This is a genomic window from Cecembia lonarensis LW9 (genome assembly GCF_000298295.1).
GTDB classification, from domain to species: Bacteria; Bacteroidota; Bacteroidia; order Cytophagales; family Cyclobacteriaceae; genus Cecembia; species Cecembia lonarensis.
Genome location: NZ_AMGM01000004.1, coordinates 25,280 through 42,082 on the forward strand (window position 1 = coordinate 25,280; position 16,803 = coordinate 42,082).

Below are 16,803 nucleotides of genomic sequence, written 5' to 3' on the forward strand. Positions count from 1 at the left end.
AGTTATTTATATTTTAAGTTTTCATTTTTATCCCACAATCCCCAAGCCTGGCCTACATCACCCTCATGGCGTACTTTCCAGGATTCATCAAAGGAAGAAAAGTAAAACATCTCCACGCTTTCTTCTTGAGACCAATTTTGGATATTGATAAAATAGCGCATGGCATTTTCCATGGAAGGGTAGGCCTCATTGTTACTACTGCCTTCATTTGGCCAACCTGTTTCGGTGATGATGACTTTCTTGCCATTTGCAGCCTGCTTCGCTAGGGAATACATTTCTTTCAAATGCGCTGTTGCATGCGTGATATTGCTTCCTTCCCAGAATGGGTAGCAGTTAACCAGTACAATATCACAAGCATCCACCAAGGCAGGATTTTCCTTAAACTGATAGTAGGCATCCACGTAACCTACCGGTATACCGGGAAGGGCCTGTTTTACTTTTTGGATGTAATGCAACAGTTCTTCTTCGGTTAATTCATTCCTGAGCATTACTTCATTTCCGACCACTGCAATATCCACCAAGCCCTGGTCCGCTAAACTGATCAAGGACTCAATTTCTTTGTCATTATTGGCTTTATTGCTATCAATCCAAGCCCCAACCATGGTCTTTAATCCCTTCTGCTTCGCCACCTTTGGAATAAATTCATTCCCTTCCGTACAAGAGAAAGAGCGTATCCATTGGGTATAAGGGGCTACCACTTCCATTCTCCGGATGATTTGTGCTTCAGTTAAGTGTTCCCCGATGCTTTGCCCCTCTAAATAGGGACTGAAGCAAATACCGTGAAGACCGGTGTTAAGCGTGTTATTGAAAGCATTCTTAATGTCAGATGGAGTAGTTTTTGAAAAATCAAAATCTGTTTCCAGCGTCTGTTTTTGAGATACAAGGAGGGCATTTCTATTTTGATAGACAGAAGTAATGGTGATAGGTTTGGTACTTTTACGCGCATCCAATTCAGCCCGTATTTCATTGGCACGTGTCTCTGTCAAGTCGTAGTCTTTCATCACATACATGGCTATTAACGTACCGAGTATGGGCAGGCCGGAATAGAATGCCCTTAGTCCCAATACAGCCCCTTCTGATTGGGTTTCCAGTGTCGCATCAAATCCCACGATGGTTAATATTGCTCCGCTAAGCAAACCTGCAATAGCGAATCCGAACTTGACCATCCACCAATATATGGCACCAAAAACGCCTTCACGTCTCTTACCCGAACTCAATTCATCCAAGTCAATCACATCAGCTGTCATAGACATCATCAAGGTAAACAAACTGCCTATACCAAATGAAAAGAAGGGGAGGGCAAATAGGAACATGTAGGGTTTACCAGGAATAAATAAAAACCAAAGCAAAATATAACCGAAAACAGAAATCCCCTGAGAAGCAATAAAAGCCCTTTTCTTTCCAATTTTTTTGGAAAGCTTGGCTACAATTGGAATAACGATAAAGGTAGTAACCAAAGCCCCGACACTTCCAAAAAGGGTTGGCCAAACACCAGCAGCTCCGGCATCTCCACTGAATAAGTAGTAAACCACAATAAAAAATGAAAATGCGGCAATGGTATTGAAGGCATTGAAAATCAAGAAAGTGGCAATACACAACTTTCTGAAAGGGATGGAAGTAAAGGCTTCTTTAAAACCCTGCAATATCTCCTTGAGGCTGGAACCAATATTCTGGGGCGTCAAAGGAGAGTAATTTTCATTCAAAGTGGATGTACTTTTAATGAAAATTGCAGGTACCATCGCAAAGACCATACAAACTATTCCAACCCATAGGGCAAGTTCACGGGTGGCAACATCGGCAGATTCAAACCAAGAAGGATCGTACATGATTACCCAAAACCATGGAGCAATCACCCAGGCCCACTGACCAATCCACTGGGCCACCGCCATGATATCAGTTCTTTCATGGAAATCATTGCTCATTTCATAGCCCATGGCCACGTAGGGCACGCTGAAAATGGTCAAGCCCAAATAGAAGATAAAGGACCAGAACAAGAAGTAGGCAAAATTGTAATCCACTCCATTTTCCCTGTACAATTGCCACATGACTACAAAGGAAACACCTAGCATAATGGCTCCTATAAACACATATTGTCTTCTGCGGCCCCACTTGGATTTGGTATTATCAGAGATGAAGCCCATGATGGGATCTGTAATGGAATCGAATACCCTGGGAAGGAAAAACAGGATGCCCCACATCCATCCTGGAAATCCTAAATCCTGAACCAGCACAACCATAAAAATCCCCAGTATCGCAGGGAACATTTGGTTGGCTAACATACCGATACCGAAGGCAATCTTTTGGCCCATCGGAACGCTTCTGCTTGTTGTTGACATTTTATTTTGGGTTGAAGTGGCTAATGGTATTTTCGGGTTTTGAATTTGTATTTATCGATATGGAGGTGCCATTACTTCTTGGAGCAGTTTTTCCTTGTCCCCTCCGTAAGTTTTGATGATGGGGTTTCCATCACGACTTAGGTTCTCAAAAATCCCCTGATCTACCAGGTCCCACAGTGGATATTTGGCCTCACCTTTTACTGTGAAAAGACCAAAATGATTTTCAGAACCTATTGGGTTTTGGGAATCTTTCCAAGGCTCATCAAAGCCTTCAAAGTAAAAGCAGGAGATCCCAGCAGCATTCGTCCATTCCCGCATGTGCTTGTAATAAAGACCCAGTTTATATTCATCTGCAGCAAGTGAACCCTCAGTTCCATAAAAGCCATCTGAAACGCTGGCCCAGCCTGTTTCTCCAATATGAATGGGCTTTTCAACACCCAGTCCTCTCATATAACTGGCCACTGAATCGTACTGCATTTTGGCAAAATCTATGGCGCGAAGCATTGCTGCATCCACCTTTTCTATCTCCGAAAGCTGACTTTCCTCATTGGGGACCCTCCAAAAATCAGGGTTATAATGGCTATTGTGGAAAGGGTAGGTGTGAATGGAAATGTAATCTACCGCATGTGCCAATTTCTCCAAATCTTCGGTGTGGTACATAGGGTCTCCACCGCCCCAGGAAGAAAAATCATCCGAACTGGTAATCCAAAGGTCTTTTGGAAGATCTCCGGAAGCCTTCATCTCTTGTAAATGGTTGACCCATTTAAGGATGACCCAAGGTTGCACGTAGTAAGCAGTAGCCCATTTCACCATGGCCTCATTGCCTACAGCAAGGATCTTGACGATATCCGGATACTCATTGGCCAGTGCTGCGGCACGTTCAATTTCCTCTGCATTTTGTTCACTTTCTACCTCATGATCAGGCTCCATGTCTGTCCAGGCATTTTTACAATCAATCCAGGCACCTAACATGACATACATTTCAAAATCAGGATCTGCATTTTTTAACTCTCTAATCGCCTTTAGCAGATTGGCTGCATGGGGAAATTGCACATTATATGTTCGCAATACTTTGATGCCCATGGCGGATAAAATCTTAACATCTTCCATTAACTGGGCAATACTTGGTTGAATTTCTCTGGATAAATCCCTGTATCCTTCGTAAGATATGGCCTGGTAATCCGGATTTCCTAAAATATCTTTTGCTGTCACTTCTTTATGTTTTGTTGATTGAACTGATTCTACTTCTATTGTTTTCTTGTTACAGGAAAAGGCCATTGTGAGCGCCATTCCATAGCATAGGGATTTGATGAATGTCCATTTCATATTCAAGTATCTTTTATATATGAACAATTAACTTACAGATTTACAATATTTTATCATAACTCAAACCAAATCCCAAAGGAAATAATGGCATTATTGTATCATCCCAAAAATTGGGACCATATTTACCATGGTAATCTTCTACTGACTTTGGCCAGGAGTGGGGGAGTTTCCCATTGAAATCATAGGCTCCATACAATACCTCTGCAATACCATCTCCCTCAGAACCTGGCAACCAAGCTGCTATAAATGCATTGGATTTTTCTATTTCTTGGGTCACTACCAAAGGTCTTCCCGAAATGAGTAACACTACCGTCGGAATTTCTTTCTCCACATAGTTCTGAATATAGTTTTGGTGTTTTTCTGTGAGCGTAAGTTGAAAGAGGTTCATCTCACCGCCTATATCTCCAAAAAACTCTGCATAGGGTGTTTCACCTACGATGACAACAGCCACATCTACATCTGTGACAGGTACCGTCCCATCAGGATCATATATTACCTCATGCTCTGAAAACTTCCTGATGCCCTCCAAGATGGTAGTTGCCCCTTTATAATTTTCAGTGCTACCCTGCCAGTTTATGGTCCACCCTCCGGACTGAAGCCCGGAATTATTTCCAAATTCGCCAACCACCACTACTTTGGTTTGCTTATTCAGGGGGAGTGCATTGTTTTCATTCTTCAATAGCACCAAGGATTCCCTGACAGCCTGACGGGCCAGGTCCCGGTGATCTTTTTTACCAATTTTTTCAATCAGCCTTTTGTCAGGGAAAGGGTTATCAAAGAGTCCAAGGCGATACTTTTGCATCAGAATTCTTCGTACGGCATCGTCAATTCTTTCTTCCGGTATTTCCTCATTCAGAACTCCATTTTTTACACCCTCCTGAAACATGTCCAAATCCCCATCCACTGCCATTACCATATCTATTCCGGCATTGATGATGTCATTTCCACCAAATCGCGAATAGGCCTTCCAATCAGACACGATCATTCCCTCAAAATTCAGCTTGTCCTTCAAAAGATCGGTGATCATCGCTTTATGCGCATGCATAGAAATTCCATTCAAGGTATTAAAAGAAGCCATGATGGCTCCCACGCCTTCCTCAATAGCTGCCTGATAGGGAAGGAGTAAACGTTGAATGACTTCTTCCTGACTTAAAGAGGTATTGCCGCCCTCTATTCCAAAATCTGTAGCCCCATCGCCAATAAAGTGTTTGGCGGTGGCCATCACGCCAAACTTTCCCTCCTGATCTTGATGTCCTTTTACAGAAGCCCTTGTCAGTGCTGCAGTAAGTTCTGCACTTTCGGAAAATGCCTCGTACACCCGGCCCCACTTCTCATTGAATGGGATAGCTACACAAGGAGAGAAAACCCAATTGAAGCCTGTCGCTTGGGACTCTATGGCGGTAATGGCGGCTACTTTTTGTACCAAGTCAGCATTCCCTGAAGCACCCAAACCAATGTTATGGGGAAAGATGGTCGCTCCTTCATAGGTATTTTGCCCATGTACTGCATCCACCCCAAAAAGTAAAGGTATGCCCAATCTGGTTTTCAAAGCCTGCTGCTGCATTTGAGAAAATTTCTCCTGCCATTGTAGCGCATCATTACCTGGAAGAGGGCCCTGGGTATGGATCACCGAACCAATATACTTGGTTTTAATGTCCTCCAAGGTAATATCATCAAAATGGCGCACCTGTGACATTTGACCGATTTTTTCCTCTAAAGTCATCTGTTGAAGAAGCGCTTCTATTTTTTCCTCTATGGCTATATCCTTCTTGATTTTGCTATTCATCCTTCAAAAAAGGGCTGTTTTACAGGCTGTTGAGATGCTTATTTAAGTATATCTTCTTTGATGTTGACTATCAATTGAACCACTTCAGCAGTCCGGTTGAATATTTTTTCACTTGAAACCTTATCCAAACTTAAACCTTTGACATTCAAACGAGAGCCATCCTTCAAAATCACTTCAACAGCATTTTCTCCAGCCAAAGTATAAATCACAGGAACCTGACAATAGGTAAATACCAGTGAATTTGGCGCTATAGATATGTTGTGGGAAGAACCAAGGACATCCACGAACCTGAAATATTGTGGGCTTGTTAAGAACTCCGACTTCCTTAGCATGGAAGGATAAAAGGTAAGTTGCCCTTCTTTTACACCCACACCAAGCTCCCCGAAACGGGAAATGATATCTTCTTTAACCTGACCAGTCATCCCTGGCTGCTGCACACCTTTATTGGACGGAGTATGTGAATAAGGATCTGTGGGGAATGCACCATAAAGGGTAGGGGACTTGTGAACCCCAATGCCTTCATTGATTTCATAGTAATGTTCCAACAGCTTGCCTACCAATGCTTCGTTTTCCCCATCTTGGATGGCCTTTTGGCAAACTTCCAATACGGCCAGTTGCAGTTTGGAAACCATGTGCCAATAGATGGAGCCTAATCCTTCATATCCATAAAAAGTGCCTGATCTTCCTGTAAAGGCTTTATGGTTAAAGACTTTTTCGAAAATCTGGAAGACTTCTTTTTTATTGGTCTCCGATAAAGGATACTCCTTACTGTCCAAGGCTTCCAAGGCTACTTGCAGGTCTGAAGCATTTCTGAAATTTCCGTTGAAATGGAAACCGCCATTCTCATCTTTTTGAATGATAGCGGTGTTACTCGCATTTAACAAGGCATTCAAAAGCTCAGATTTGGAGACATCACTTTTTGGAATGACATTTTTTTGAAGGAATCCCGGTAAATCCTTATTGGGATAAAGCAGGTAACTGAACTGATCCTCTCTGAAAAGCAGACTTGACTTTAAACTATCCAATGTTTCAAGGGCTTCTAAGGAGGACAAATAACCTGAACTCAACACAGCCACCTGTCCTTCCAGCATTTCGCTGAGGTAGGAAATGGATACCTCTTGATCATTTTCAAGGGTCATCAGGTTATAAGCATGGTACAAATTATCAGACCGTTTGTTGGCTCGAATAGAGTGGTCGAGGTACCAAAGGCAAAGTGTTGAAAACTCCTTTACGTCTTTTAAAGATAGTGTTCTCCTTGTGTTGGAAAAAGAGTGCTCGTAAATGCCCCAACGATAGTTACTCCCAGCAATTCCTAAGTCATCAAGTATGGTTTTGCGGTCCTTATCGGAAATCTTTCCATCAAGCAGGTGATGGTTTTGGAAAAGCGTTTTCTTCACACTTTCAAAGAACTGAAGCAACTCCTCTGAAATGCTAACCTGCTGTATTTCGCTATTTTCAAGGACTTCATTAAAAAATGTCAGAAATCTTCTGAGGTAGTACAGGGTAACCATAGAGACACCATTCCCCACCAATGCATTGTTGGCATCATTCCATTCCGGTCTCTGGGTATTCATCCAAATACCTCCTTCAGGAATAAAATTGGAAATTTTGGCCAACACAGTCGCCAGAATCTTTTCAATGAAATTTACATGATGGATGGCGCCATTTCCATTTTGCAATAAGGCAGCGTCAGCACCCAACACAGCCCATCTCTCCATGATGCTATGATCAAGCTGATGGTCAAAGTCTATGGTATCCTTTGGGTTCTTGAGGATTTCTTCGTAAGCCTTTATTTTATAGGGTACATTGGCATAAACAAAGACCTCTTCATTAAAATAACTTTCAAGACTTCCAGGGGCAAGGCTTTCGGAAAACTCTAGGAACTTTAAAAGGTAAATGATCTGATGGTCACCCCAATAACCAATATAAGACCAGGGATCATCCGCTTCGATTCGCTCCCAATCAATACCATGTTTGGTCACCCTGTATGGATTATAACCATCAAATGTAGAGGCATTTAGAAACTTAAATATCATGCCTTGGATGAACCCTGGGTAGGAGTGGGCCAAGGCTTCCCAGTTCTGGAAGATATCCCTCCAATTTCCCGCGTAGTCCAACACTTTTGAACCATCATGTTCATTCCGGGTATTGATGGAAAATTGGTTCCAAGGCCGGCTTGGATCGCCATGTCTACGGCTGAACTTCAAAGGCAAATACTCCAGCAATAGACGTCTGAGGTCTGTATCCGCTTCACCCAAGGCAAAGGCTTTTAATTGCGTGACGGATAATTGATTCCCAAAGGATTGAATAGAGGATTTATGCTTTTCAAAAACCTGTTTATTTGCTTTGGAGAGATAATGGATCAAATCGGTTTTTTCGATTTGGTAATTCTCATCAAAAATACCACCGCGCATGATATTGAACATGGCATTGGCAAAATGGCGGGTATCTCGAAGATGATCGGTTGTCAACTGCAGCCCATCTGCACCGGCATTCAATTGAACCAATTGCTGTGTTCCTGTTTCAATGTCTTGTTTTACTTTTTCAATCAGGTCCTTATCTGAGTTGATGGCATTGGATAGGGCAATGATGTTGGAGGCACTTTTATTGATATCCGCTGCAAATATCCATTCTTTGTAACCTTTTGCTGGAACTGCTATATCCGCGTGAAGAAAATAAGCGCCTTTTTCTGCTTTGACATCTGTTTCCTCCCTTAAAGTTTGCCCGTTCCTGAAGGCATTTAGTTGAGAAGAGGAGAGGAGCCGCTTGGCATTTGGAACACCAAGAGACCAGGCTACAGTTGCTTTCAAGGCCTCACTGGGTTCTGCTTTGTCCACGATAATCGCACTTAAAGCAAAAATGCCCATACCGCTTTTCTTTTCAAGTTCACTTCTTTTATAGGCATCTACCAGGTTGCTGCGTTGGCTTTGAAGCCCGCTGCCTACACCATAGGGCATGATATTTTGAATGCCGTCTACAATTGATAGTGTAACCTCAGCTGTCGAATGATTGAATAGTTTACTGGTTTTAATAAAACCATAATGGTCACTTGTACACCATTCGTATTGAAAGCTGAGGTTTAAATCGTGATTGACTTCTTCAAAAAGAATTTTATTACCATACACATTTTTATAGAGATTTCGCTCTAATTGATATAGATTGGCATAATGAATGGAGAAAGGTTCCCAAATATGGATACCATTATTTTCCTTAATTTGAATTATCGTCTTAGAACCTGTAACCTCTGAAGATTCAATGATTTTATCATCGGTATAGTAAGGGAATAAGGCATTTTCTGGATCCTTTCTACCGGCACTCAATCCACCATTGCTGCCAATAAACAACCAATGGTTGGAAGGGCTGATGATACTCATAAAAAAAGGTCTCATCTGATCCACATTGGAAATCTTATAATAGACTTCGTTATCAAGATGGACTTGAGTTAGTTTTGGGGTTGCTTTTATATTCACTTGGTATAGATTTGGGTTCAATGATCAATTGACATTTCCAAAACATCTAAAGCACATAAATCTGCATTACAGCATATTTTGGCATGAAATGACGATTAAAGATGAGGTTATTGTATCGAAAATGAAATAAAATGATTACAACAATTCTTTCACTGAGCTACTACAAAATTTCTACTACAATACAGCATTGTAAAAAATAAGCTGAAAATTTGACCATATAAACCTTTTTAACAATACACATCCATTTCACAATAGGTAAATCAAACTGATCTTTAGTAATCCAATATTTCGCCCGTATATAATACCTTTAACGCTTAGGCTTATTTTGTAAGTGGTAATATATTAACCTGTTTTTGTTATATAATTTACATTATGTTAAATAGAGATAATTCATATTGACTTTGATTTACCATATTTCCCAGCAAATCATCACTGCCCTCTTTCTTTGTTTGATTTTCTCATTTTTTTTATAAGCTTAGAGGGATATATCTACAGCACATGTCCCAAAATAATACGGCATTTATTGGAAGGATCTTAGGACCGTTTTTATTCCTTTTTATTTTGTTTTTTGTAGAACCCAAAAATATGTCTCAGGAAGCATTGGCCATGTTGGCAGTGACGGCTTGGATTGCCACTTGGTGGATTACAGAAGCCATTCCCATTGCTGCGACAGCCTTATTGCCCTTAGTTTTACTTCCTACATTGGGTGCCTTACCCATAAGCAATACAGCTTCATCCTATTCTCATCCTATGGTCTTGTTATATATGGGTGGTTTTATGATTGCCATGTGTATAGAAAAGTGGAACCTGCATAAAAGGATAGCTTTAAAAACCATATCCTTTATCGGTACAAACATCCAGCAGATTATATTAGGGTTTATGATAGCCACAGCTTTTTTATCCATGTGGATTTCCAATACGGCCACATCTCTAATGATGCTACCGATAGCCATAGCAGTAGTTACGCAATTGTCCCCTGCTGGTGTATTGAAAGAACAATCCCCAAATAAAATTGGAAAGGCCTTAATGTTAGGTATAGCCTATTCAGCTTCCATTGGAGGTGTCGCCACCTTGATTGGTACACCTACCAATATTATTCTTGCAGGAGTTGTGAAAGAACTGTATGGATTTGAAATCAGCTTTTCTCAATGGATGCTTTTTGGATTGCCCATTTCCGTGATTCTTCTTTTCCTTTGTTGGCAGTACCTGGTCCGTATCGCCTACCCTTTTGAAAAGTCATTTTCTGTGGTAGGTGGTAAAGAAGAAATTGAAAAACAACTGATGCTCCTTGGCACAATGTCAAAAGAAGAAAAAAGGGTATCTTGGGTATTTGGCTTGGTGAGTCTTGCATGGATCAGCAGGACCTTTTTATTACAGGAATTGATACCTGCCTTGGATGATACCATAATCGCCATAGCGGGCGTGGTGTTATTGTTTGTCATCCCCTCCTCCGACCCTAAAACTAAGTTATTAGACTGGAAAACAGCTGAAAAAATACCATGGGGAATTTTATTGCTTTTTGGCGGTGGTCTTTCATTAGCAGAAGGCTTCAAAGTGACAGGACTGGCAGCATGGATAGGCAATCAGTTTGTTTTCCTGGATTTTATTGCCTTTGGACTCTTCCTTTTGATCATCATTGCTGCTGTTAATTTTTTAACAGAAATCACTTCCAATGTGGCTACAGCCTCCATGATATTACCCATATTATCCGCTGTTTCTTTCTCTATGGGTGTGCACCCTTTTGGCTTAATGGTAGGCGCCACCTTGGCCGCCAGTTGTGCTTTTATGCTCCCTGTGGCTACTCCTCCCAATGCAGTGGTTTTTGGCTCAGGATACCTTAGCATACCGGATATGTTTCGGGCAGGCCTTTGGATGAATATCCTATCTATATTAATCATTACTTTGTTTACTTATTTTGTTCTTCCTTTTCTTTGGGGATTGGATTTGGGGACCTATCCCTTTTGAATTTGAGCTGAAAAGGTATTTTAAGACTTTCCGTCACATCATCGGACCAATTCGTCACATTTTTTTGATAGCATGCAAGCACTTGATTAACCTTGTGTAAGCTTACAGCAGCATAACCGATGAAAAAGAATAAGCATTACCTTTTCCTGATAGTCTTGGGGCTTATCTATAACTTATATGTGATAGCCCAACATGACAACAGAAAGAAATATAGCAAAAAAATTGAATTGGATTTTATTGAAGTATCAGTTAATAAATAAGTACACATATAACTAATAATCATTATTTTATGAAAGAAAATAGGCTTCCTTTTCAACAAATTGAATGGTGGGTAGTAGCCCTGGTTTTTTTGTCAATCATCCTCAGCAATATCCTTTCTGCGAATCCATTTTATTCCAATTATCAGGATGATTACATGGGTAAGTATTTTGCTAAACTCTTTATACCTATCATTCTGATTACCACTTTCTATCTGGTACATATGAAGTTGATCCCAGGGTATTTTGAAGAAAGAGTAAAGTGGAAATATGGTTCCTTACTATTCTTGGTAGCTTTCTTTTCCTTTGTGTTGACGGGTGCCTTTTCGGTATCAAATGATATCACCAAGGATTTCTTTATGCCTTTCTATTTCAATACCATTGCCATATACATAGGTTATTTGATATTCGTTTACATCATGGGACAGATTTTGGCTCCTCCTCGATTGGAAAACTATAAACCTTACAATATTGTCAGGTTATCCGCTATTTACCTATTTGTATTTTTATTCCTGTTTCAGTTTCAGGGCCTTGGTTCAGAACCGATCGCAGTCCTTTTTGCCATTATCATTCCCAGTCTGATCCTGATATTTTTTTACAATTTCTTTCTGATCTATAAAAACAAAAAAGCAGGCAATGTCAGCACTGCTAATCTATACCTCCTGCTATTGGCGGTGAGTATTTTGCTTATATTTTCCTTGATTGGTATTTCCAATGTGAACTTCCCTCCTTTTTTCTTCCTTGGTCTGGCCATTTCAGTACTGGTAGTGGCGGTTTTGATTCCCATTTCCAACTTATTCATTGAAAAATATGATATTTTCCAAAGTGAAATCAGGCAGTTGACCAGCACCGTGGATCAAAGCAAGGCCAATTTGGACTTTCTTAGGTCTCAGATAAATCCTCATTTTCTATTTAATATTTTGAATACCCTTTATGGCTCCGCTTTGCAGGAAAAGGCTGAAAAAACTGCTGAAAGTATCCAGAAACTGGGAGACATGATGCGCTTTATGCTGCATGAAAATCACCGGGAAAGCATTCCATTACAGCATGAAAAAGAATACCTGACGAATTATGTGGCCCTGCAGGAATTAAGACTAAATGACCATGAATACATTGATATTCATTTCAGTCGATCAGAAAGTCCATGCAATGGGCAGATTTCGCCTATGCTGCTGATCCCCTTCGTCGAAAATGCTTTTAAACATGGCGTCAGTCTGCAAAAGAAATCATGGATAAAGATCAATCTCAGGTGTTTGGAAGGATCTGTTCATTTGGATGTCAATAACAGTATTCACAGAGGTACGGCTGAAGATCCGGAAAAAAAGTCCTCTGGGATTGGACTTTTAAATGTGAAGCAAAGATTGCAACTGCTATACCCTGGCAAGCATGAGCTCATTATCAGGGAAAATGATGAAGAGTATTTTGTACATTTGAGTATCAAGCTTTGATGAATATGACCATATTTCTATCCTATTTCAATTATATTTCGACCTTATTTTAATATTTCAGCAACTAACCCAAACAGTCAATAATGCTCACTGCAATGGCCATCGATGATGAAAGTATGGCTTTGGAGGTAGTCAAATCCCATGCCTCCAAAGTCCCTTTTTTATCATTAAAAGCTGTTTTCACCAATCCCATCAAAGGTTTGGAATACTTACAGCAAAACCCAGTGGATGTTTTGTTTTTGGACATTAAAATGCCGGATATTTCAGGCTTGGAAATTGCAGGTCTGATTCCTAAAGACACCATGGTGATTTTTACTACCGCTTATTCTGAGCATGCGGTAAAAAGTTTTGAATTGGACGCTTTGGATTATCTACTGAAACCCTTTAGCCTTTCCAGGTTTTTGAAAGCATGTCAAAAGGCCAAAGACCTGAAATCCTTAAAAAACGGCAACAAGGACAGCATTTTTATCAAATCGGGTGCAGATCAGATCAGGATCAATTTGGAGGATTTACTCTATTGCGAAGCCAGTGGAAACTATGTGACTTTTCAAATTTCAGGGGACAAAATACTCAGTAGGATGACTTTCTCTGAATTGGAGCAACTTCTTCCCTCCTCTTTCATCAAAACACACCGTTCTTTTATCATCAACAGTACAAAGGTGACAAAAATTGAAAAACACCAAGTGGAACTGGGCCATGCAAAAGTACCAATTAGCAATACCTATTATGATTCACTTTTAGAAAAATTAAAATAATTACCAATCCCCTCTCCTCTCCTTTTTCTTTTGGGCATGGGCTTTTTTGTCTTTGATCCTTTGCTCTATGGCTGCTTTTCCGGGTTTGGTCGCTTTTCTGATCTTCTTTTTTTGAAAAGCTTTTCTCAAAAGATCATAGAACTTGTTGATTGCGATTTCCTTATTCTGTATCTGACTTCGCTTTTCCTGAGAATGAATGATCAGATTTCCGGCAGTATCCAATTTGTTCGCCAACTTATCCAGCAAAATGGATTTCTCTCCTTCGTCCAGAACCAAAGAATTGGGAACATTAAAGATCAATGTAATCCGGGTATTGGTTTTGTTGACATGCTGCCCACCTGGACCTGAGCTCCTGCTGGCCTTGAATTCCAATTCAGGCAACAATACCCCTTCTTTAATCTTCCTTTCAATTCCCATTTTTAGTAGCCTCTTGTTGCCTTTGTTCCTGTTCTCTTTGTTCTTCCCTTTCCAATCTTCTGAAATACCTTCTAAATAGGAAATTGCTGCGCATGGCCTCCATGTTTTCAGAAAAAGCCGCCGTACCTTCTTCAATATTCAACATACTGTTTAAGACCGCTTCTTTTAAAGCAGGATCTTCTAGCACTAACTTGGCAGTACCCTCACTGTTTTCAATATCAGTCAAAATGGACTTCACTTGCTCCATGATATCTTTGGTCTGCTCGCTTACCTCTAAGAGGTGTTCTATAGAATGGGCAAAATTTCCCGCCATCAATGTATCGGTGAAAACCTGTCGTACCAAACCCTCGCCTTTTTCCAGGGTTCGGATCATGCGGGTTCCTGCCTGCGCCATCTCTGAGGCGTTGTTTCCGGCATCACGAATTTCTTCCACTGCCGCTTTGATTTCAGCGGTCAACAAAGTGTCTGAAAGCAAGCTCCATAATGCCTGGCTTTCATTAAGTTTCTGGGACACGTTGGATAAGTTATAAAAGGTTTTTTCCAGATAGTCCCCAGTGCTTTCCAAGGTTCTTAACATTTCCTCTGTATCCAGACCAACCTGTGCAAATAGTGTATCTCCCTCCGAAATCATGGGGGCATATCCTCCCTGCGGAAGTATTTGTAATATTTTATTTCCCATCAATCCATCGGTATTGATAGAAGTTAGGGCATTTTTTTTAATGAACTCTTTCATCCTTCTTTGTACTGCCATGGTGATAAAAATGGAGGAGTCATTTTCCATACTAATGGAACGGACTGTACCAATATTCATCCCCTTGTAGCGTACGTTATTTCCCGGGACCAGACCACTGACATTGTCTACCACGGCTGTGATGGTCACAGAGGTTCCAAATAAGTTTTTGTTTCTACCAATCATATAGAGTGTCAAAACAAGAAATAATAAACCGGCAATGACCAATAAGCCCAGTTTACTGTTGTCAATTACTTTTTTAGTCTTCATTTCTATTCGAAAAACTCTTTAATTTTAGAATCAGTAGCAGCCTCTAACTCATGGAAAGTTCCTGAGGCATAGTTCTTTCCATTTATTAACATGATCATTCTATTAGCAATCATTTTGATGCAATTCAGATCATGCGAAATCACAATGGACGTAGCATTGTATTTTTTTTGAACATCTATCATCAGCTGGGAAATTTCTCTCCCGGTAATCGGGTCCAGACCGGTAGTCGGCTCATCATACAAGATTACTTTGGGTCTTAATATCAATGTTCTGGCCAAGGCAATCCTTTTTCTCATGCCTCCTGAAAGCTCTGCAGGCATCATATTGATGGTATGGGCCAATCCAACATCTTCCAAAGCCTCTAAAATGGCAGCATCCGCCATTTTTTCCCTATCTTCCTTGCTCCAATGTCTTCTTAAAGGAAAAAGCAGGTTTTCCTTTACTGTCATAGAATCATATAAGGCATTGCTTTGGAAAAGAAAGCCGATATCCGCCCGTAATCTATTCAGTTCGTCTTCACCCAGGGCATCAATATCCTTTCCCAAAACTGTAATACTGCCGGAATCTGTTTCAATCAACTTAATGATACACTTGATCAGGACAGATTTTCCAGAGCCTGATTTCCCAAGAATCACCAAATTTTCTCCCGCTTCTACCTTCATGGAGAAATCCCTTAATACGTGGTTGTCACCAAAAGACTTATTCACGTTCTCTACTGTTACTACCGGAGTTCTCTTTTCCATAATCAGGTCAATCCTAATATATCTGTTACTTGAACAACCAGCAAGTCTATAATAAATACCAATAAGGAAGCCACAATTACAGCGGTGGTCGCAGACCTTCCTACCCCTTCTGTCCCTTTCTTAGAGTAAAATCCCTTGTAACAACCTACAATGCCAATGGCAAATCCAAAGAAGAAAGTTTTGATAAGAGAAGGCACGACATCCCCAAAGCTGAGTGAATCAAAAACCTGAAACCAGTACAAACTCCAGCTTACATCCCCTCTTAAATTTGCTCCCAGATAACCTCCATACAGGGAAACTGCATTGGCGACACTCGCAAGCACTGGTACCATAATGGTAGTGGCCAATACCCTCGTCACAATCAAATATTTAAATGGGTTGGTCCCAGAAACCTCCATGGCATCTATTTGCTCCGTCACCCGCATAGATCCCAATTCCGCCCCCATTCCCGATCCGATCTTTCCGGCACAAATCAAAGCTGTGATAACAGGAGAAATTTCTCTTACCAATGAAACCGCCACCATAGCTGGCAGCATGGCTTCGGCACCAAACTCAACCAAGGTGGGCCTGGACTGAATGGTCAAGACCAGTCCCATGATAAAAGCCGTAATCCCTACCAAGGTCAGTGTTTTATAACCTACCCAAAAGCATTGATTGATAAACTCCTCCCACTCTTGCTTGGGTTTGATTACTTCCCTGAAAAACCTGGCAGAAAATCGGCTTATATCTCCAATTTCATTCAGGAAATCACTTTTGATATTTAAGATTTTGAACACTTTAGCTTTTATTTTACTCAAATTAGACCAATTAACATAAGAATAATACAAACCAATATCAATCAAAAAGATGATAAAAATCAGTTTTAGCCTTACCATTCTACTACACATCTAAAGCCAACTGTTTCATTTCTTTCAAAACCAGGCGTAACCCGTAGCAACATTTGCCTGTAGTGGGTTGTTTCCCTTGGACCGCCCTGTGCGTACCACCCATCTTCTAGGGTCGGATATAGGGGTGTAAAATCAAAAGAAATGAAGTTATTGTGATTTTCCCTCAATACCCTTAATGTTCGACCAAAAAATCTGTAATCCTCCTCTACCCATTCGGGGCTTCCGGGACGGAAAATATTGAGTGCAGCGGCATAGGTGGTATAGATGGGTGCCTCACTGCCCCAAGATTTTGTTTGAACAAGATCTTTTTTACCACAGCCGATCAGACTAATGTAAAAGACCAGGAAGTAGCTTAACTTCATGTGCTGTTTTGGGTTTTCGCTTCTAAAAAAGTAAAGCAAAAGAACATAAAA

13 protein-coding genes are annotated in these 16,803 nt (G+C 40.7%); 4 read left to right on the forward strand and 9 right to left on the reverse strand.

Annotated features, from left to right (window positions below; genetic code table 11):
- Positions 1–2 precede the first annotated feature (2 nt).
- Genes B879_RS02040 through B879_RS02055 form a run of 4 tightly spaced genes read right to left on the reverse strand, consistent with a single transcriptional unit; the run spans position 3 to position 8,918 of the window.
- Positions 3–2,336: an MFS transporter gene (locus B879_RS02040; RefSeq protein WP_040400119.1), complete on the reverse strand. Its 2,334-nt coding sequence runs from the start codon at positions 2,334–2,336 to the stop codon at positions 3–5.
- 51 nt (positions 2,337–2,387) lie between these two features.
- Entirely contained in the window at positions 2,388–3,662 is a 1,275-nt protein-coding gene (locus B879_RS02045; RefSeq protein ID WP_009183467.1) for a glycoside hydrolase family 17 protein, read from the reverse strand.
- A gap of 40 nt (positions 3,663–3,702) precedes the next feature.
- Positions 3,703–5,448, reverse strand: coding sequence for a glycoside hydrolase family 3 protein (locus tag B879_RS02050; RefSeq protein ID WP_009183468.1), 1,746 nt, complete (start codon positions 5,446–5,448; stop codon positions 3,703–3,705).
- A 38-nt stretch (positions 5,449–5,486) separates the two neighbouring features.
- On the reverse strand, positions 5,487–8,918 hold the full coding sequence (locus B879_RS02055) for a 1,3-beta-D-glucan phosphorylase, GH149 family (RefSeq protein ID WP_009183469.1): 3,432 nt from the start codon (positions 8,916–8,918) through the stop codon (positions 5,487–5,489).
- Positions 8,919–9,416: 498 nt separating this feature from the next.
- Here B879_RS02055 and B879_RS02060 point away from each other — a divergent pair, with 498 nt between their 5' ends.
- The 4 genes from B879_RS02060 (at position 9,417) to B879_RS02070 (ending at position 13,343) form a co-directional block, all read left to right on the forward strand.
- Positions 9,417–10,883 (forward strand): SLC13 family permease, encoded by a 1,467-nt coding sequence (locus tag B879_RS02060; protein WP_009183470.1) that lies wholly within the window; start codon positions 9,417–9,419, stop codon positions 10,881–10,883.
- Positions 10,884–11,002: 119 nt separating this feature from the next.
- The gene (locus B879_RS22550) at positions 11,003–11,143 is read left to right on the forward strand and encodes a hypothetical protein (RefSeq protein ID WP_009183471.1); all 141 of its coding nucleotides are present in this window, start codon (positions 11,003–11,005) and stop codon (positions 11,141–11,143) included.
- Between the two features lie 29 nt (positions 11,144–11,172).
- Positions 11,173–12,588, forward strand: coding sequence for a sensor histidine kinase (locus tag B879_RS02065; protein ID WP_009183472.1), 1,416 nt, complete (start codon positions 11,173–11,175; stop codon positions 12,586–12,588).
- Positions 12,589–12,671: 83 nt separating this feature from the next.
- Entirely contained in the window at positions 12,672–13,343 is a 672-nt protein-coding gene (locus B879_RS02070) for a LytR/AlgR family response regulator transcription factor (protein WP_040400121.1), read from the forward strand.
- Here B879_RS02070 and arfB read toward each other — a convergent pair whose 3' ends face one another.
- Genes arfB through B879_RS02095 form a run of 5 tightly spaced genes read right to left on the reverse strand, consistent with a single transcriptional unit; the run spans position 13,344 to position 16,752 of the window.
- The gene (gene arfB, locus B879_RS02075) at positions 13,344–13,760 is read right to left on the reverse strand and encodes an alternative ribosome rescue aminoacyl-tRNA hydrolase ArfB (protein ID WP_009183474.1); all 417 of its coding nucleotides are present in this window, start codon (positions 13,758–13,760) and stop codon (positions 13,344–13,346) included.
- The gene (locus tag B879_RS02080; RefSeq protein WP_009183475.1) at positions 13,750–14,760 is read right to left on the reverse strand and encodes an MlaD family protein; all 1,011 of its coding nucleotides are present in this window, start codon (positions 14,758–14,760) and stop codon (positions 13,750–13,752) included. The genes arfB and B879_RS02080 overlap by 11 nt, the downstream gene beginning before the upstream one ends.
- Positions 14,761–14,762: 2 nt before the next feature.
- Positions 14,763–15,503, reverse strand: coding sequence for an ABC transporter ATP-binding protein (locus B879_RS02085; RefSeq protein WP_009183476.1), 741 nt, complete (start codon positions 15,501–15,503; stop codon positions 14,763–14,765).
- Positions 15,504–15,505: 2 nt separating this feature from the next.
- On the reverse strand, positions 15,506–16,378 hold the full coding sequence (locus B879_RS02090) for an MlaE family ABC transporter permease (protein ID WP_009183477.1): 873 nt from the start codon (positions 16,376–16,378) through the stop codon (positions 15,506–15,508).
- Entirely contained in the window at positions 16,372–16,752 is a 381-nt protein-coding gene (locus B879_RS02095; protein WP_009183478.1) for a hypothetical protein, read from the reverse strand. The genes B879_RS02090 and B879_RS02095 overlap by 7 nt, the downstream gene beginning before the upstream one ends.
- Between the last annotated feature and the right edge of the window lie 51 nt (positions 16,753–16,803).